Origin of the sequence: Metabacillus sp. 22489, from assembly GCF_052044855.1 — a bacterium.
GTDB classification, from domain to species: Bacteria; Bacillota; Bacilli; order Bacillales; family Bacillaceae; genus Metabacillus; species Metabacillus niabensis.
In genome coordinates, this window is the sequence record NZ_JBQENT010000001.1 from 1 (window position 1) to 17,202 (window position 17,202).

The following is a 17,202-nucleotide window of genomic DNA, read 5'->3' on the forward strand; positions in this document are numbered from 1 at the left end:
GTGAAAAATGTGGGGGTGAAATGTATCCTGAGTATTATAAAGGGGTACATGGCATAGAGTACAAATTATCGGATATTCTCTAACCATGAAAAGGACCGGGCTATGCCCGGTTTTTCTTAAACATCCTTTATTATTTATTTCGAACGTACTCAGTTAATGCATGCACGATTTCAATTCCTTGATAAGTTAATAAACTTAATGCAGTAAGTGAAAATAATGCTACTGGAATCAATCTTAAAAATGTCATCATTGATTACCTCCTTATTATTAAGATAAGTTAGGTTAAAATACAATGATGATTTGAATAATAGGAAGATTGATAATAAACTGCCTTAAGAAATAATTTTTGTATGAGTAAAGTTAGAACAGAAAGTAGCACAGTTAGAAGCACGACTATTGCAGTAGCTTGTTCTAAATTCTCAATAAAAAGATTTCCTAAGTAATCGGGATGCTTCTTCTCATCCTGATGTTGGTCAACAGTTGTGAACGAGATTTCATTTTCAACGCCCACTACGCCTCCATGACTAACAGAATGATGATAGTGAGACATTGAAACGATTTGATAGCCCACAAACATACACATTAGGACTAAAAGAAAGCTTACATACTTTGACAGTTTCAATGGAATCACCCCTTTATCGAGTAATAAAACTATTTTAATCCTTTTTTTCACGTTTGAAAAGTATTTTAATTGTCTAATAACATCGATTTTTGGTAATTTATTCTTATATAAAGACTTTTCAACTATAAACCTAAAAAAATCTATTATTTGAAAAGTTAATTAGTAAAGGAAAATAATGAAAAAAAATAGGATTAACCCCTAGAAGTTAATCCTAAATTTGGAACTAAATAATTAATATCTTTCAATTATTTCTTTTAACAACGAAACATGTCTCCGATTCGTATCGATTATGTTTTCAACAATTCGTTTACTTTCAATGTCTAAATCACCTTTTACAACTTCCTCAGAGTATTCAACCCCATAGTTCTCATTTCCTTTAATGGCATCCTTAATCATTGCTTCTGAACTGTTTGGGAGCATGACCTTGTGCATAAAGGAGTGAATGGAGCCAGACAAGCCTTCATCATCAGCAGGAACTCAGCCTAAATTTTGGATTCGTTCAGCTAATGCTTGTGCATTTTGCTTGACCTCTTGCTGCATCGATTGGAAAGTGCTTTTTACAGACAAATCGTCCGTTCTTTGGATATAATGCTCCATTGAACGAATTCCCATATAAGTTCCTCTTAAAATGGTATTTAACTCTTCAACAATTGTCTCATTATTCATAAAGACACATCCTTATTGTTACGACTTAATCATATAAAGTAGATCCAAATATCAATAGGATTAGGAGTTATTCGTTTATCTATACAATTAAACAATAAAATAATGGATATTTAGATGTTTTTAACGCGCAAAATTGAAAAAGCAACGAGTTGTAGAAACCCGCTGCTTATTATTTTTTATTTGATGAATCTGATATGTTGAAGAAATTGAATTTGCAATTATTTCGGCAAATCCGTTTCCTTTTTTGGTATAAAATTAAAAATTTCTTCTGACTCAAAGCTATCCACTAGTCGATTGAGCCAATCATAATAATCTAATGCTTTATGGAGCTTTTCAATATCCTGAGTTATTTGAATTCTAAGCTCTTCGGATATTGTAGGTGATTCAAGTAGCTTATTTAGTTCCTTTAGTGATTTTTCAATTGCAGACACATTTATGTTAACACCATTGCGCCATTTTATTGTGAAAAAATCGATAAAAGTTTGGTACCAATCTTCTTCAGCTACATATAAATCTTTTCGATTTCCCTTTTTCCATACTTTATCAACCATATTCAAATCCATTAAGTGTCTTACCGATGTACTCATACTCGTTTTGCTCATTCCAAGTTCATTTTTCATTTCATCAAGTGTCATCGGTTGATTTTGAAAATAAAGAAGACCCCATAGTCTACCTACTGAGGGAGTTACTCCATATAAATTCATATTTTGAGATATGGCCTCGATGACTCGTTCACGAGCCCTTTCATGTTCTTCTTTCTCTTGCAAACCCTTTCACATCCTATTAGTGATTATATATATACAGACTACATTTAAGTGTTTTGAAAGTAAAGACTAAGAATTGGGAGGAATATAGAGGATTTATAAGAATATGGAACGTTAAGTCTGTACAGTTTTTTCTGTACAAAGTTTACGAAGGTAAATGCTAGTATTTGCGCTTTGTAATCTATTTGTAATATTCCTATACTTATATAGGTACAGTGTTCGTGACAAAAAATAAAAAGGAGGGTTTGCCGATATTGATAATACGTCGCGTTTTTTAAAAGTTTAATTGAGGTGAAAAAATGAGTAAAGATAATAGTTCGGCAAAAATCTCTGTAAGAGAAGTTTCGAAAATCTTTGGCAAGAATACGAAAAAAGCTGCTCAGCTTCTAAAACAGGGAAAAACTAAGCAAGAAATTTTAAAAGAAACAGGTTCAACTGTTGGGGTGAATCGCGCTAATTTTGATGTTTATCCTGGTGAGATTTTCGTGATTATGGGTTTATCAGGTAGCGGGAAGTCCACATTAGTTCGGATGTTTAATCGATTAATAGAGCCAACAAGTGGCCAAGTTCTTATTGATGGGGAAGATATAGTTGCAATGAATAAGGAAGCTCTACGAAATGTCCGGAGAAAAAAATTGAGTATGGTTTTCCAACGATTTGCTTTATTTCCACATCGAACAGTTCTAGCAAATACTGAGTATGGTTTAGAGATCCAAGGGATAGATAAAGAGAAACGTAGAAAGCTTGCATTAGAAGCTCTTAAATTAGTTGGTCTTGAAGGATATGAGGAACAATATCCAAGTCAGCTAAGTGGTGGTATGCAGCAACGGGTTGGACTTGCTCGTGCCTTAGCGAATGATCCTGATATTTTATTAATGGATGAGGCATTCAGTGCACTTGACCCATTAATTAGAAAAGACATGCAGGACGAGCTGTTGGATCTTCAAGCAACAATGGAGAAAACAATCATCTTCATTACACATGATTTAGATGAGGCATTACGAATTGGTGACCGTATTGCATTAATGAAGGATGGAAATATCGTTCAAATAGGAACACCTGAAGAAATTTTAATGAATCCTGAAAATGATTATGTTGAACGTTTTGTTGAAGACGTTGACTTATCAAAAGTTCTAACAGCTGGTCATGTCATGAAGAGAGCCGAAACAATACAGCTTGAAAAGGGTGCTAGAATCGCGCTCAAGGTGATGAAGGATCATCAAATATCTACAGTTTATATTGTCGATAAACAGAAGCGATTGATAGGAGCCGTTACAGCGCAGGATGCAAATCAAGCAATCGAAAAAGGACTTCCGTTAGAAGAAGTCATTACAAAGCAGCTTGTAACTGTATCGGAGGATACGTTACTTGTTGATTTATTTGATGAGGTATCAACAGCAACAATACCAGTAGCTGTAATAGATGATGCTCATCGCTTAAAAGGAATTGTTATAAGAGGTGCATTAATTGGTGCACTATCAGGTAATGAAACGTATATTAACGAAGCTGATAAAATAACCGAGCCCCCTTTAACAGTTGAAAGGGAGGTAGAATAAAATGGATAATTTATTTCCAAAGTTACCAATAGCTGATTGGATAGACGTATTAATTGAGTGGTTAGTTGAGCATTTTGAACCGTTTTTTGAAGGGATTGCAACTGGCTTAGAATTTTTTGTAGATGGTATTGTATTAGGTTTAGGATATATCCCAGTCATTATATTAGCACTCCTCGTAAGCTTACTTGCTTGGAAAGTCTGTAACTGGAAAATCGCTCTTTTTACTATAATCGGATTATTATTAATAGATAATCTAGGGTATTGGGAAAATATGCTTGATACGATAGCGCTAGTGATTACTTCAGTTGGGATTTCCATATTACTTGGGGTTCCGATTGGAATATGGGCATCCCAAAGCGAGAAAGTAGGTAAGGTGGTTACACCGATTTTAGACTTTATGCAAACGATGCCTGCATTTGTATATCTTTTACCAGCTATCTTTTTCTTTAATATTGGAGTAGTACCAGGAGTTGTTGCATCGGTTATTTTTGCGATGCCACCAACAATTCGTTTAACGATCTTAGGTATTAAACAGGTTCCAGATGATCTAATTGAAGCGACACAAGCATTTGGTTCTACAACAGGACAGAAGCTACTTAAGGTTCAATTACCATTGGCTTTACCGACTATTATGGCCGGAATCAATCAAAGCATCATGTTAGCATTATCAATGGTAGTAATTGCATCAATGGTTGGAGCACCTGGATTAGGAGCAGATGTGTATCGTGCCGTTACACAATTGCAAACTGGAACAGGATTTGAAGCTGGATTGGCAATCGTAATCATTGCGATTATTCTAGATAGAATTACGCAAAATATCGGGAAGACAAAAAGGGGAGGAAATGTATAATGTTTAAAAAAATAGCAACAGTTTCATTGGCGTTAGGTTTATCTTTTAGTTTAGCTGCTTGTAGCGGAGGGAAAGATGCAAGCTCAGCTAATTCTGGTTCTGTCGGTGAATCCGTTGATTATAAAATAACAGGAATTGACCCAGGCGCTGGAATTATGAATGCTACTGCGAATGCTCTTGAAGAATATGAACTATCAGATTGGGAGCTAATTGAAGGTTCAGGGGCAGCGATGACTGCTGCTCTAAAAAAGGCGATTGATAAGGAAGAGCCGATTGTTATTACCGGTTGGACGCCACATTGGATGTTTTCTAAGTTTGATTTAAAATATTTGGAAGATCCGAAGGGTGTTTATGGTGAAGCAGAAGACATTCACTCAATTGCTCGTAAAGGATTAGCTGAAGATCTTCCAGGTGTTTATAAAGTATTAGATCAATTCCATTGGACTCCTGATGAAATGGGAGTTGTGATGAGCAGTATTCAAGATGGCACATCACCTGAAGAAGCAGCAGCTAGCTGGGTAGAAGAAAATGCTGATAAAGTAGCAGAATGGACAAAAGGTGCTGAAAAAGGTAACGGTGATAAAGTCAAGCTTGCGTATGTTGCATGGGACAGTGAAATTGCAAGCACGAATGTAGTTGCTAAGGTTCTTCAAGATTTAGGCTATAAAGTAACATTAAGCCAGGTTGAAGCAGGTCCAATGTGGGCTGGAGTAGCAGATGGAAGTATAGATGCACATATTGCTGGATGGCTTCCATTAACACATGCGGATCAATATAAGAAATTTGAAGGTCAATTCGAAGACCTTGGTGCAAACCTTGAAGGTGCAAAAACAGGCTTAGTCGTACCAGAATATATGGATATTGATTCAATTGAGGATTTAAAATAAGCATTGGATTATGTATTACCCACGTACAACATGTATGTGGGTAATTTTTTTATTTACAAAATAAAAGTATTCAGCCAAGATAGATGTAGATATAAAAGAGGTGGGAATATATGTTCGAATTACATAATGTTAAGTACAAGGATATTCTCGATATAGAGAAAATGACGATCCCTGGGCAAACGATTACTTGTTTAGTAGGTCAAAGCGGAGCAGGAAAAACGACTTTATTACGAATGCTTAATTTGATGATTTCACCCGATGAAGGTGAAATATATTTTCAAGAGAAAAACCTTAATGAAGAAGACGCCATCTCACATCGGAGACGAGTCGTAATGGCACCACAGCAACCAACTATTTTTGAAGGAACCATACGTGATAATCTCCAAATTGGATTAGTATTTTCCGAGAAGCAGCCTAAAGATGACCGTGAACTTAAAGAGGCGTTACGTATTGTGTCATTAAAGAAAGAGCTTGATGAAGAAGCGGGGACTCTATCTGGTGGAGAGAAGCAGCGGCTTTCATTGGCGAGGGTATATTTAATGGAGCCTGAAGTATTTTTATTAGATGAACCAACGTCAGCCTTAGATGAAGAGACAGAGCATTTAGTTATGAAAAACTTTATTCAATCCGCAAAACAAAAAAATCAAACAGTTGTTCTAATTACTCACTCTCCCCAAATTGCTGATACATATTGTGAGAATAAAATCATCCTAAAGAGAAGGGAGGAGGGGATAGTATGACAAATGTAATTAAGGATATTGAGTTTTGGAGGTTAGCTGTAGGCTATGTGTTTATACTTCTTTTAATAGGGTTTGTTAAATGGCGAGGATTGAAGCGGGAAATTCAAATCATGGTATCGACAGCGAGAATGACATTACAATTGATTTTAGTAGGGTATATACTTACCTATATTTTTGAGAATCCTAACCCGTTTCTTATCCTACTTATCGTTTTATTAATGCTAGCTTTTGCTATATATAATACGTTTAAGCAAGTAGGGAGACCATTGAATAAGAAAATGAAGCAAATCATTGCGATTTCCATTACATCTGGATCGATTATCACACTAGCGTACTTTAATTTTGTTGTTATCCATTTTGAACCATGGTACCAACCACAATACATAATTCCAATCGCTGGAATGATTATTGGAAATTCAATGACTGGTATCACACTCGGTGTTAAACATTTAATTGATGGGGTTCAGAGAGAAGGGCAATTGATTGAATGTGCGTTGATGCTTGGGGCAAAGCCAGAGGTAGCAACGAAATCAATCGTTAATTCGGCTTTTGAATCTGCAATTTTGCCGACGATAAATAATATGGTAGGTATGGGAATCGTTTTTCTTCCAGGAATGATGACAGGGCAAATATTAGCCGGAATCAGTCCATTGATAGCAGTGGAGTATCAAGTTGCTGTTTTATTAGGCATTTCAGGAAGTGTTGCATTAACAATGGTTATTTTTACCCAATTTGGGTATCGAACATTTTTCAATCAGCGTAATCAATTTATAGGGTAGAAGTGGGAATAAATTTAATGATAACGCAATTGCATATGTAGATTGCAATGATTGTTGTAGTTATAAAAGGTAACAAGGGATTATAATATAAAAGAAGTTATGTGATATCGTAGAAAATCATTGTTTTTTAATTGAAAATGGTCTGGTAAATGAATTTAATTCCTTAGAATTCAACTTTTGTCGTTTATAATTGTGTGTAACATAATTATAATAATGAATTCTAATAAATTTTTCTTGAAATATAGTTAAACGATTATAAATTAAACATTTAATGAAAATGAACTATTTATTTTTAATTTTTTCTGTCTCAATCTCTTAAGTTAACTTTTGATATGAGACAGAAATTCATTATTTTCATTAACTTCCGAGAATATATATTATGTAAACTAGCATAAAAAATAGACCATAATTAATGGTCTTTCGGTATATCCATCTTATCAACGGCACTTCGTAGATCATCGTTTTTAATATGTGTATAGATCATCGTTGTCTGAATTGATGAATGACCTAGCTGTCGTCTCAGCTTTGGGACATCATTAATTTCTGCGTGATATCTCGTTGCAAATGAATGTCGTAATTTATGAACGGATAATGCAGGTTTTCCAAAGGCATTTGCATATTTTTCAATCATTTTTTCGATTGATCGTGCAGTTAAACGTCTTGATTTTCCTTTAGGACCCATTGGAGCTGCAACAAATAATGCTTTATTTGATTTTTCAACATGATAACGTTTTTCTCTAATCATTAAATACTGCTGTAGGTCATCCATAGCAATTTTACTAAAGAAAACATATTGCTCTTTATTACCTTTACGAATAACACGTGCAGAGTATTTGTTAAAATCAATATCATCTAAATCGAGGTTTACAACTTCAGATAAACGAAGTCCTGAGCCTAATATTAATGAGATGATCGCTGTATCGCGTTCCTGATTAAATGTATAAAAATTTACCAACTTTTTATTGTCTTTTACAAGTTCACGATAATCATGGGCAACAAACCTGCGGAAATTCTCATATTCATCTCCTAATAAAATTTTACCTTCCATTTTATTTGCTAGTGTTTCCATGCTTTGTTTGAGCTCATTAAATTCTATTTTAGCCATCACATTTCGCTGGATATAAGGCTTCAAATCTCTTGTTTCCGCAATGTTTTGCAAATAATTAAAAAGCGATTTTAAGGCTGAAAGCTTTCGATTTACAGTGACTTCTTTGTTATGATATTCATATTGAAGCGCATTTAAAAAGCCTTCAACTTGCTGTACTGTTAATGTTTCTAATAGCTGTAATGGTATGTCCTTTAGATTACCGTTAAATAGATGCTCAGATATAATCCATTGAAAAAAGATTTTATAATCATGACAATAGTTTAGTAATGATGCTGCTGAAAGCTTTCTTCGTTTATGGTCGATATATTCCGCAACATACCATGGTAAATCCTTAAGTAATATATTTAATTTTTTATGATGTAATTGTGATTGTTCATTCATAAAAATAACACCTCGAAATGTATTTTATCTAATGATTATTTTAATCCCTATAGTTTATTACGTCAAATTTATATTTTACGTAATAATGTGGATGGAGAGTTCTTAAGATTTGTAATTGTTTATTTGTTTCAAGACAACTCAGTTGTGACTTAGACAAATCAAGTGTGACTTAGACAAATCAAGTGTGACTTAGACAAATCAAGTGTGACTTGAACAATTTAATTGTGCCTCAAACAACTCAGTTGTGACCCAGAATTATTAAAAATAAGTTAATTCTCTATAAAGACAAGAAGGAATGTCCGTTTTACTGGCCATCCCTTCTTGTCTTATACGTACTAAGTTAGGTCTAGTTGATTTTTATTTTGGCTCTATTGTCCGAACGAATTATAGTTGTGACATATTAAATAAAGTTGTGATATTTCATTAATAACTAACTTCACTCATAAAGTTAAATAAAAAAGAGGTTGGGACAAAAGATTTTCAACACAAGAAAAATCCGAACTATAATTTGGAATTCTGCTTTAAACTTCGTGTCCTTTTTGTAAGTGGCAATACTTGTATACATTGTTGCTTTTTACTAGTAGTCGTTCTGGTTGATTTCCACTGCAGTACTCGCTTTCCGCGGGGTGGGTGGTGAGCCTCCTCGGTGTAAACCTGCGGGGTCTCACCTCTCCCACGCATCCCGCAGGAGTCTCGCAATCTGCTCCAATCAACCTTAATAAAATTTTGCACAAAAAACCGACCTCTTCTTAAAGAGTCTTTTCTTTTATAGTTTTTTGCAATAAGCAATGTTCGGTTTTCATTAAAAATATTTTCGTTATGTCCCAGCCTCTTTTTTTTAACCAATATATAACTTCTTTCTTCAACTAAAGCACCCGTTACTTTAAGTACATTTTTTCACAATCTAAAATTAAAACAATGTTTTATCTATTATTTGTTGCGATATCTTTTTGCTTTCTTCGTCTTTTTGTCGTAGTGTACGACCAATTTGTTCATAGACCTCTTTTTCTTCTAAAAGTTGTTTAGGGTTTAGTGCGTGAGCCGATATCTCTTTCAAAATAAAAGTTTTTGAAAGCAAACAGTCTGATCTCCAAATCCATTGAGGTAATCCATTCATAATAAGGCTTCCATCGTCTGAACGGCATATATAGCCAATTGAATTTCTACACTATCCTTACAGAAATCAGACTGCCTTTCTCGAAATTCCTCTTTAACGGGTATCTTCTCATATCCAGCTTTTAAAAGTGAATCTTCTAAACCTTCTCGATTTTGTATCCAAGTTATTAAATCAATATCATCGTGTGAACGAGTAATTTTGCCAAGAATAAAATCGATAGCCCATCCTCCACGCAACCAGAATTCAATTCCAATCCTTGCAGATATCGTACTGATTTTAGCCAATACCTTTAATTGTGACTCAGTTTGTTCATTGAAGATTTGGTGGGTCATTTTAAACCTCCTACCCCCCATTTTTCTGCCTTTTGAAGGTCTTCTTACTTGTTCCACTAAACTGCTTCGTTAGTGGAACAAGAAAAAAAGCTGCCGAAGCAGCCGCTGTTATGTCACTAAAACCACGATTAAAGAACAGGCGTCCCGCCTGTCCTTTATTAATAATATAAGAATAAACTTATTATGAATTTGCGGTTTACATAAAAATTACAGATCGACTTTCAAGGTACCCATTGCCTTGGCAATTTCCGGATCGTGGTACGACCCGAAAAGACTTTCTCCCGTATCAAGAGACGCTATTTGTTCGATATCATCTGGGCTCAACTCAAAATCGAAGATGTCAAAGTTTTCAACAATGCGCTCTTTACGCACCGATTTTGGAATAACAACGACTTCACGTTGGATAAGCCAACGAAGCACTACCTGGGCGACGGACTTATTGTATTTTTCCGCAATCGCAGTCAACACTTCATTGCCGAACATATTATTGCGTCCTTCAGCAAACGGTGCCCATGACTCATGCAATACTCCCTGCTCTTTCATAAAAGCTGAACTCTCAATTTGCTGATAGAACGGATGTGTTTCGACTTGATTGACGGCTGGGACAATCTCGTTATGCACAATAAGATCGATTAAACGGTCAGGATGGAAATTGCTAACCCCAATCGCTTTGATTTTGCCTTCGCGATATAATTCTTCCATTGCACGCCATGCGCCGTAGTAATCACCGAACGGCTGATGGATGAGGTACAAATCGAGATAGTCGAGCTGTAGTTTCTTCAAGGATTTAGAAAATGCTAACTTAGTACTTTCATAGCCGGCATCCTGAATCCAAAGCTTTGTCGTGATGAACAATTCCTCACGCGGTACTCCACTCCGCTTAATTGCACGTCCAACCGCTTCCTCGTTTAGATAACCTGCAGCAGTATCGATCAGCCGGTATCCCGCCATCAGCGCTTCATATACTGTATCCTCACATTCTTGAGCATCGGGGATTTGGTAAACACCAAAACCGATAATCGGCATTTTTACTCCATTGTTTAATGTTACAGTTTGCATGGTAATTCCTCCTCTTATATTGATCAATATTAAAACTACAAACTTGCACGCATCCCGAAAAACGGGCACTGCAGAATTAATTCCGCTTACGGCTGATTTGCGTTATAATCAGTCTATAACCTTCGTCTAACACGAAGTCAAGACATCATCAACAATTTATTTTTTCAAGGAGGATTACATATGCACACAGTCAAGGAAGCTGCCCTGATAACAGGACTCACCGAGCACGCCGTTCGCTTTTATACAGATAAGGGTCTCGTGCCAAGCGTACAACGCAATAAAAATAATATTCGGTTGTTCGACGAAGAATCGATCAACTGGCTGCATGGTGTCAAATGCCTCAAGCAATCCGGGATGCCTATTGAAATCATAAAAAAATATGTCGATCTCTGCCTCGAAGGGGATTCTACCATTCAGCAACGCTACACCCTCATGATGGAGCATAAAGAAGCTGCGCTCGTTAAGCTTGAAGAAGCCAAACAACATATTGCCCATTTAGAACAAAAAACAATCCTATATCAGGACATTTTGGAGAACCGCTCTCCCGACACGACCAATCCAAGCAATTGGGAAAAAATCCAGCACATGCATAGTGATGTATTTTACTCCCCTTCTATGCGGAATGTGTAAGAGATAGTCCTAATACTCCTGAATCACCTTTAAAATAAATAAGAATCCCATTAGAATACATTGAACTAATGGGGCAAAGGGTGAGAGCTGGAATGAAATTCAGAAGAACATGTAGTAGCTAATTGTTCGCCAGCAGATGATTGGATGGATTTAAATCCATCACATACGTACGCTATTGTTTTGATTAGTATTCTTCTTTGTACCGGTGTTATTTTATTTCTTTTGTTTTTGAAAACACTATTAATTGATAATCGATACAAAAGTGCTTTTCATATTTGATAGCACTTTTTCTTAATAAGTTAACCTGGAATAAGCACTCAAAATAAGCGTTAATCCATCTTGGATTAACGCCCCCGTTAGCCATCCATGAAGCAAAGCTTCACCACAGAAAATGCAAGAAAAGTACGTTCTTACATGGTAGTTTAAGTAGAATCCTTTACAATCTCTTTTACACCTTAATATAACTCCAATTTAAATGTGTTGCTCCAGAATCTGATTGATTAGAAAAGACGCCTTCTTATTAAAGAAAAGCGCCAGATTGTTGAATAATTCAATAATTATTTATGATACGGTTCACTGCTAGTTTGATGGTAAAGCAAAATATTTCTTAGAAAGAGGATCTAGACAAAAGGAATCAGTTAATCAGGATTGCCAAATAAGGCTTTCAAGTATGAGAATAGAAAGAACTGTTTGCAAAGGGTATCCAGCCACTTAGGAGTGCACCGCCTTCTGAATGGTTACCTTCGACAAGGTCACCTCCGTGTTGCGTAATGACTCTCTTTGAAATCGTCATGCCCAGCCCAACTCCCCCAGTTAAACGATTTCTCGATGCTTCCCCACAATATAATGGTTCAAAAACTCGTTGAACCTCATCTGAAGAGAAACCCTCACCTGTATCTTTAATGGTAAAGGTTACATTGTTGCCATTCTTATAGCATTCTACAAAAACCTTCCCATTGCAGGGTGTAAACTTGACCGCATTATCCAATAAATTGTTCATGGCTCGCTCCAATAAGTGCGAATCACCAATGACTACACACTCCTCACCAAATTGGTGCATAATGATTGATACATGCTTCTGGTGGGCTAGTGGACTAACGCTGTCAATCGACCTCTGTAAAACAAGTGAAGGATCTACCGTATTTTCTTTGAATTTCATCTCCAATAGTTGTATTAACTTAATAAATTATTACGTAAAAATCAATGTTTAAATAAGTACTTGGTCACTATTGAGTTGTTTAGAGACATTATTGCGAATAAACTTTTCGAATTTTTCATTAATCAAAACAAACCTTAGCCTCTTTCTTTCCCAATAAATGAATTTATTTAAATGATATTTATTTTTAATCTATTTAAATTAGTCTAATTCTCTTTTTAAATAGAAATGAGATTCCAATCGCTATTTTTATACATTTGTGTCTTACATTTTTTCTTTTGAAGAAACCTTCGTAGCTTATGCAAATTCTTTTATTTGATCTCCTCCTTTTATTCATATAAGTAGTTTTGATTAATCAACTATTGTTCAATAACGGATAGTTGCATAATTTTTAATTTATGGAAAATAATAGTCATCAAACGATTCATTCCGTTTAACTACTATATATCATTTTTAGGAGACTATTGATGCCTAAGGAAAGAATAAGCTCACTCCAATTATTTTTTGTCATTGTTTGCTTTCAAATAGGAAATACCTTTATGTACAATATTGGTTCTGGTGCGAAGCAAGATGCATGGGTAGTTTTCCTCCTCTCTATGCTAGGTGGATTATTTTTAATGTACGTATATATAAAATTATGTGGATACTATCCTGGTGATTCATTAATAGAGTTGATTCCAAAAATTATTGGCAAATTTTTATCATATCCGATTATTTTAGCTTATATTATCTATTTCACTTATCTTGCTGCAAAGGCATGTCGCGATTTTGGAGAACTAATTTCTGCAACGATTTTAGATGAGACACCAATGGAGGTTGTCATTGGCAGCTTTATGATCTTAATGATTTATTGTTTACGCGGAGGTGTTGAAGTTTTTGGTCGTATGGGAGAGGTAGTGTTCCCTGTTTACATTATTGCGATAACGGTTGTTTGGATTTTATTATCAACTGTCGATCAATTTACACTCGAAAATCTCACCCCTGTTTTAGGTAATGGGATTAAGCCAGTACTAAATGAAGTGTTTCCGACCGTATTAACCTTCCCGTTTGGTGAATCAGTTATTATTACGATGTTTTTCCCTTTTCTAGTTAAGGGTACAAATCTGAAAAAAGTTGGATTTGCCGCTATTATGATGACTACCTTTTTATTAATTATGAATATTATCATGGTGATAAGTGTCTTAGGACCAGAAATATATCGGGATCAATTTTTCCCCCTCCTTTCTGCTACAAGAATGATCTCAATTGCTGATTTTTTAGAACGATTTGATGCCTTAATTATATTAATGATGGTTGCCGGCGTTTTTTTTAAGGTGGGTGGCTGGACATATGGGGCTGCATCTGGAATTGCACAAGTACTTAAGTTGAAACATAATCGTTCGGTTCTTTTAGGTCTAGGCTCGGTGATAGCACCTTTATCCCTAATTATTTCTTCAAATCAGATTGAATATAATGAAATCGGTTTGGAGATTGTCCCTGTCTATTTTCATATTCCGCTCCAAATCATAATCCCACTTCTTTTATTAATCATAGCGATGCTTCGTAACAAAATGAATAAAAAGAGGTCAAAATGAACGTATTTGACAGGAGCTAATTGAGGAGGACTTCTATTGCCGCTATTTAAAAGAAAAAAAACATTAACTAAAGGACCACATTATCAAAAAGAACATATTCATGAGCATAGCGAAATGGGTGATATTTCAACTAATCTTGAAGATACTCTAGAACAAATTAAACAGTTATTCAATGGCGCAGAAGATTTTTCTTTCCGTGAGTTTAAAATTCATAATTCTATCCCTGCTGCAATTATCTATTTAAATCAATTAGTGGATATGAAAAGGATGGAACATCATGTCATTAATCCGTTGTTAAATGAAAAAGATGGACTTCATCAAAAGAAGAATCCAACTTTGGATGATATTATGGCAGACATCAGTGCCGCACAAATCGAAAAAGATACCTCCTATCAAAAAGTAATTGATTATATCCTTTCTGGTGGTACGGTTCTATTAATGAATGGCTATAATCAAGCATTGCTGATTGGTGAGCATAAATTTACCCAGCGTTCTATAGATGAACCTTTATCAGAAGCGGTTGTTTTAGGTCCGAGAGAAGGATTTAATGAAAATATTCGCACAAATATTAGCATGATTCGCAGGAGATTAAAAACGACTAAACTTAAGTTTGAAACATTGAAGATTGGAAAATTATCTAAAACTGATGTAGCGGTTGTTTATTTAGAAAACATTGCACAAAAAACAATTGTTGATGAAGTAAGGCAGCGTTTAAATAGTATTGAACTCGATGCTGTTGAGGATAGTGGGTATATCTTAGAATTTATTGAAGATGACCCTTATACGGTGTTTCCTCAAGCCTTACAAACGGAACGTCCTGATCGAGTTGTCGGGAACATCCTTGAAGGGAGAGTAGCGATTCTCGTTGATAATAGTCCCTTTGCATTAATTGTTCCTGTCACCTTTTTTCAAATGATGAATTCTCCTGAAGACTATTATGGAAGATTTGTGATGTCATCCTTTATTAGAGGTATTCGCTATTTGTTTTTATTAATTGCGTTATTATTTCCTGCAATTTATATTGCTGTGACGACCTTTCACCAGGAATTATTACCAACAAATCTTTTATTTAGTGTTGCAGCATCAAGGGAGAAAGTCCCCTTCCCTGCCGTTGTTGAAGCATTATTAATGGAAATAACCTTTGAAGCTTTACGAGAAGCGGGGTTAAGGCTGCCGAGGCCAATTGGTTCAACAGTAAGTATTGTCGGTGCATTAGTAATCGGACAAGCAGCTGTTGAGGCCGGAATTGTTTCGGCTCCATTAGTTATTGTTGTTTCGACAACAGGAATTGCTTCGTTTATGTTCCCTAGTTATGCATTTACAGGTGCAATTCGGCTTCTTCGCTTCGTGATGATTTTTTTAGCAGCTATATTAGGTTTTTATGGCATTTTGCTAGGAGTTTTCTTTATATTAGTACATCTTGTAAAGTTGCGTTCCTTTGGTGTTCCTTATTTAGCACCGATTGCACCTTTTAATTTAAACAATATTAAAGATATCTTTATTCGAGTTCCATGGTGGAAAATGAACGAACGTCCAGAACAAACAGGAAAACGAAATTTGAAGCGGTTTGGAGAGAAATAGATATATTTGTTTGGTTTAGGTTAGGATGGTGCTTATGAGGACAATTAAAGTCTTACTTTTATTTATTTTAACGATATTTCTTGGTGGTTGTTGGGATCGTGTTGAAGTGAATGATATTGCGATTGTGACGGCAATTGCAATAGATCTTGCTGAGGATGAAAGACTTCGCTTATCGCTTCAAGTAGCAATTCCTTCAAAATTAGGGCCAACTCAAAGTGGTGGAGAAAGTGGAAGTAGTACATTTATAATTTCTGAGACAGGTGCAAACGTTTCAGAGGCTTATAATAATCTACAAGAAAAAATTGGTAGAAGAGTATTTTTTTCTCAAAGTCGTGTGCTATTAATTGGAGAGGATTTGGCTCGAAAAGGAGTAAAAAATATCATTGACTTTCACACTAGGTACCATGAACCACGTATAAATAGCTTTATTATGATGACAAAGGGAGATGCATTGAAAGTCTTAAAAGCAAGACCTGTATTAGAAAGTATCGCGTCTGAAGAATCAAAGGAATTAGCCAAATTAGGAAAAGGGATTACGATTTATGTAAGGGATTTCTTAGATATGCTACTGACAGAGGGACAGGAACCCATCGCACCTCATTATTCACTTGCACCACTCGGAGATAGCGATGAGGATAAAGGTCAAAAAATAGCTGGCTCTGCTGTGTTTAAAGGTGAAAAGCTTGTCGGTTGGTTAGATAGCTTTGAAACCAGAGCGATTTTATGGATTCGAAATACATTGCGTAAAGGGATTATTACACATCCTATCTCAAAGGAAGATGGAAATATTAGCGGTGAAATCATTAGAGCGGAGTCTAAAATTGTCCCTAGGAAAGAACATGGAGAATTAAAGATTGACGTAAATATTATTACAGAATTAAGAGTAATAGAAAATGATTCGCAATTAAATTTAAATGATCCAAAGGTAATTGAAGACTTGCAAAAACGAATGGAAACTGAGCTTGAAAATAGAGTCAGACAAGTAGTTGATAAGGTTCAAAAGGATTATCGTTCAGATATATTTGGATTTGGACAAACTGTATACAAAAAATATCCAAATGATTGGAATTCTATCTACAAAAAAAAATGGGACGAGATGTTTTCACAATTAGATGTTTCGATCAATGCTGAGGTTTATTTAAGAAGAGTGGGATTAAGAAAATAAAAATTTTTTGTTGTGAGGTTAAAAATGCTTAAATACATTATCATATTTCTTACTTTTGCTTTCATCTTTGCTTGGGAAGTACCAAGACTAGTAAGGAACAAGGAGAAAAAAGAATTAGTCATTTTTTCATTTCTCACCTTAATTGGATTTGGGTTAAGTATTTTAGCCGTTTTCCGTGGGTTTATGTAATTAATTGATTCTTTAATCAAAAGGCTGTCTCAGAAAAGCTATTGAG

General features: G+C 35.3%; 19 protein-coding genes. 10 read left to right on the forward strand and 9 right to left on the reverse strand.

What is annotated here, in order from left to right; genetic code table 11:
* Nucleotides 1-277: 277 nt before the first annotated feature.
* The 4 genes from ACTJJ9_RS00005 to cudC form a co-directional block, all read right to left on the reverse strand.
* Nucleotides 278-622, reverse strand: coding sequence for a hypothetical protein (locus ACTJJ9_RS00005; RefSeq protein WP_145582384.1), 345 nt, complete (start codon nucleotides 620-622; stop codon nucleotides 278-280).
* A gap of 231 nt (nucleotides 623-853) precedes the next feature.
* Complete coding sequence (locus ACTJJ9_RS00010; RefSeq protein ID WP_255451915.1) at nucleotides 854-1,078, reverse strand: hypothetical protein; 225 nt, start codon at nucleotides 1,076-1,078, stop codon at nucleotides 854-856.
* 21 nt (nucleotides 1,079-1,099) lie between these two features.
* Nucleotides 1,100-1,288: a DUF2383 domain-containing protein gene (locus ACTJJ9_RS00015; protein WP_255451917.1), complete on the reverse strand. Its 189-nt coding sequence runs from the start codon at nucleotides 1,286-1,288 to the stop codon at nucleotides 1,100-1,102.
* A gap of 218 nt (nucleotides 1,289-1,506) precedes the next feature.
* The gene (gene cudC / locus ACTJJ9_RS00020) at nucleotides 1,507-2,055 is read right to left on the reverse strand and encodes a choline uptake/conversion transcriptional regulator CudC (protein WP_095300891.1); all 549 of its coding nucleotides are present in this window, start codon (nucleotides 2,053-2,055) and stop codon (nucleotides 1,507-1,509) included.
* Between the two features lie 296 nt (nucleotides 2,056-2,351).
* On the opposite strand from cudC, the gene ACTJJ9_RS00025 reads away from it, so the two are divergent.
* From ACTJJ9_RS00025 to ACTJJ9_RS00045, 5 genes are all read left to right on the forward strand, one after another.
* Nucleotides 2,352-3,608, forward strand: coding sequence for a quaternary amine ABC transporter ATP-binding protein (locus ACTJJ9_RS00025; RefSeq protein WP_095300892.1), 1,257 nt, complete (start codon nucleotides 2,352-2,354; stop codon nucleotides 3,606-3,608).
* 1 nt (nucleotide 3,609) lies between these two features.
* Entirely contained in the window at nucleotides 3,610-4,458 is an 849-nt protein-coding gene (locus ACTJJ9_RS00030) for an ABC transporter permease (RefSeq protein WP_145582385.1), read from the forward strand.
* Nucleotides 4,458-5,345 carry a glycine betaine ABC transporter substrate-binding protein gene (locus ACTJJ9_RS00035; RefSeq protein WP_095300894.1) on the forward strand — a complete coding sequence of 296 codons (888 nt, stop codon included), beginning with the start codon at nucleotides 4,458-4,460 and terminating at the stop codon, nucleotides 5,343-5,345. The genes ACTJJ9_RS00030 and ACTJJ9_RS00035 overlap by 1 nt, the downstream gene beginning before the upstream one ends.
* A 110-nt stretch (nucleotides 5,346-5,455) precedes the next feature.
* Complete coding sequence (locus tag ACTJJ9_RS00040; RefSeq protein WP_095300895.1) at nucleotides 5,456-6,085, forward strand: ABC transporter ATP-binding protein; 630 nt, start codon at nucleotides 5,456-5,458, stop codon at nucleotides 6,083-6,085.
* On the forward strand, nucleotides 6,082-6,864 hold the full coding sequence (locus tag ACTJJ9_RS00045) for an ABC transporter permease (protein ID WP_145582386.1): 783 nt from the start codon (nucleotides 6,082-6,084) through the stop codon (nucleotides 6,862-6,864). Before ACTJJ9_RS00040 ends, ACTJJ9_RS00045 begins: the two co-directional genes overlap by 4 nt.
* Nucleotides 6,865-7,273: 409 nt before the next feature.
* Here ACTJJ9_RS00045 and xerS read toward each other — a convergent pair whose 3' ends face one another.
* From xerS to ACTJJ9_RS00065, 4 genes are all read right to left on the reverse strand, one after another.
* Nucleotides 7,274-8,353 carry a tyrosine recombinase XerS gene (xerS, locus tag ACTJJ9_RS00050; protein ID WP_186324216.1) on the reverse strand — a complete coding sequence of 360 codons (1,080 nt, stop codon included), beginning with the start codon at nucleotides 8,351-8,353 and terminating at the stop codon, nucleotides 7,274-7,276.
* Between the two features lie 910 nt (nucleotides 8,354-9,263).
* Nucleotides 9,264-9,470 (reverse strand): hypothetical protein, encoded by a 207-nt coding sequence (locus ACTJJ9_RS00055; RefSeq protein WP_255451918.1) that lies wholly within the window; start codon nucleotides 9,468-9,470, stop codon nucleotides 9,264-9,266.
* Nucleotides 9,467-9,802, reverse strand: coding sequence for a nucleotidyltransferase domain-containing protein (locus tag ACTJJ9_RS00060; RefSeq protein WP_255451919.1), 336 nt, complete (start codon nucleotides 9,800-9,802; stop codon nucleotides 9,467-9,469). Before ACTJJ9_RS00060 ends, ACTJJ9_RS00055 begins: the two co-directional genes overlap by 4 nt.
* Nucleotides 9,803-10,009: 207 nt before the next feature.
* Nucleotides 10,010-10,861 (reverse strand): aldo/keto reductase, encoded by an 852-nt coding sequence (locus ACTJJ9_RS00065; protein WP_145582388.1) that lies wholly within the window; start codon nucleotides 10,859-10,861, stop codon nucleotides 10,010-10,012.
* Between the two features lie 180 nt (nucleotides 10,862-11,041).
* Here ACTJJ9_RS00065 and ACTJJ9_RS00070 point away from each other — a divergent pair, with 180 nt between their 5' ends.
* Entirely contained in the window at nucleotides 11,042-11,491 is a 450-nt protein-coding gene (locus tag ACTJJ9_RS00070) for a MerR family transcriptional regulator (RefSeq protein ID WP_145582389.1), read from the forward strand.
* 664 nt (nucleotides 11,492-12,155) lie between these two features.
* On the opposite strand, the gene ACTJJ9_RS00075 is transcribed toward ACTJJ9_RS00070, so the two are convergent.
* Entirely contained in the window at nucleotides 12,156-12,650 is a 495-nt protein-coding gene (locus tag ACTJJ9_RS00075) for a sensor histidine kinase (RefSeq protein ID WP_145582427.1), read from the reverse strand.
* 464 nt (nucleotides 12,651-13,114) lie between these two features.
* On the opposite strand from ACTJJ9_RS00075, the gene ACTJJ9_RS00080 reads away from it, so the two are divergent.
* Genes ACTJJ9_RS00080 through ACTJJ9_RS00095 form a run of 4 tightly spaced genes read left to right on the forward strand, consistent with a single transcriptional unit; the run spans nucleotide 13,115 to nucleotide 17,156 of the window.
* On the forward strand, nucleotides 13,115-14,221 hold the full coding sequence (locus ACTJJ9_RS00080) for an endospore germination permease (RefSeq protein ID WP_145582390.1): 1,107 nt from the start codon (nucleotides 13,115-13,117) through the stop codon (nucleotides 14,219-14,221).
* A 36-nt stretch (nucleotides 14,222-14,257) separates the two neighbouring features.
* On the forward strand, nucleotides 14,258-15,802 hold the full coding sequence (locus ACTJJ9_RS00085) for a spore germination protein (RefSeq protein ID WP_145582391.1): 1,545 nt from the start codon (nucleotides 14,258-14,260) through the stop codon (nucleotides 15,800-15,802).
* Between the two features lie 34 nt (nucleotides 15,803-15,836).
* The gene (locus tag ACTJJ9_RS00090; protein ID WP_186324217.1) at nucleotides 15,837-16,967 is read left to right on the forward strand and encodes a Ger(x)C family spore germination protein; all 1,131 of its coding nucleotides are present in this window, start codon (nucleotides 15,837-15,839) and stop codon (nucleotides 16,965-16,967) included.
* A gap of 24 nt (nucleotides 16,968-16,991) precedes the next feature.
* Entirely contained in the window at nucleotides 16,992-17,156 is a 165-nt protein-coding gene (locus ACTJJ9_RS00095; protein WP_170944369.1) for a hypothetical protein, read from the forward strand.
* The last annotated feature ends 46 nt before the right edge of the window (nucleotides 17,157-17,202 follow it).

Excerpts from the sequence above, each read along its gene's own strand:
- ACTJJ9_RS00015 (WP_255451917.1), bottom strand. The coding sequence starts at position 1,288 with ATGAATAATGAGACAATTGTTGAAGAGTTAAATACCATTTTAAGAGGA.
- ACTJJ9_RS00025 (WP_095300892.1), top strand. The coding sequence starts at position 2,352 with ATGAGTAAAGATAATAGTTCGGCAAAAATCTCTGTAAGAGAAGTTTCG.
- ACTJJ9_RS00030 (WP_145582385.1), top strand. The coding sequence starts at position 3,610 with ATGGATAATTTATTTCCAAAGTTACCAATAGCTGATTGGATAGACGTA.
- ACTJJ9_RS00035 (WP_095300894.1), top strand. The coding sequence starts at position 4,458 with ATGTTTAAAAAAATAGCAACAGTTTCATTGGCGTTAGGTTTATCTTTT.
- ACTJJ9_RS00040 (WP_095300895.1), top strand. The coding sequence starts at position 5,456 with ATGTTCGAATTACATAATGTTAAGTACAAGGATATTCTCGATATAGAG.
- ACTJJ9_RS00045 (WP_145582386.1), top strand. The coding sequence starts at position 6,082 with ATGACAAATGTAATTAAGGATATTGAGTTTTGGAGGTTAGCTGTAGGC.
- xerS (WP_186324216.1), bottom strand. The coding sequence starts at position 8,353 with ATGAATGAACAATCACAATTACATCATAAAAAATTAAATATATTACTT.
- ACTJJ9_RS00055 (WP_255451918.1), bottom strand. The coding sequence starts at position 9,470 with ATGAATGGATTACCTCAATGGATTTGGAGATCAGACTGTTTGCTTTCA.
- ACTJJ9_RS00060 (WP_255451919.1), bottom strand. The coding sequence starts at position 9,802 with ATGACCCACCAAATCTTCAATGAACAAACTGAGTCACAATTAAAGGTA.
- ACTJJ9_RS00065 (WP_145582388.1), bottom strand. The coding sequence starts at position 10,861 with ATGCAAACTGTAACATTAAACAATGGAGTAAAAATGCCGATTATCGGT.
- ACTJJ9_RS00070 (WP_145582389.1), top strand. The coding sequence starts at position 11,042 with ATGCACACAGTCAAGGAAGCTGCCCTGATAACAGGACTCACCGAGCAC.
- ACTJJ9_RS00075 (WP_145582427.1), bottom strand. The coding sequence starts at position 12,650 with ATGAAATTCAAAGAAAATACGGTAGATCCTTCACTTGTTTTACAGAGG.
- ACTJJ9_RS00080 (WP_145582390.1), top strand. The coding sequence starts at position 13,115 with ATGCCTAAGGAAAGAATAAGCTCACTCCAATTATTTTTTGTCATTGTT.
- ACTJJ9_RS00090 (WP_186324217.1), top strand. The coding sequence starts at position 15,837 with ATGAGGACAATTAAAGTCTTACTTTTATTTATTTTAACGATATTTCTT.
- ACTJJ9_RS00095 (WP_170944369.1), top strand. The coding sequence starts at position 16,992 with ATGCTTAAATACATTATCATATTTCTTACTTTTGCTTTCATCTTTGCT.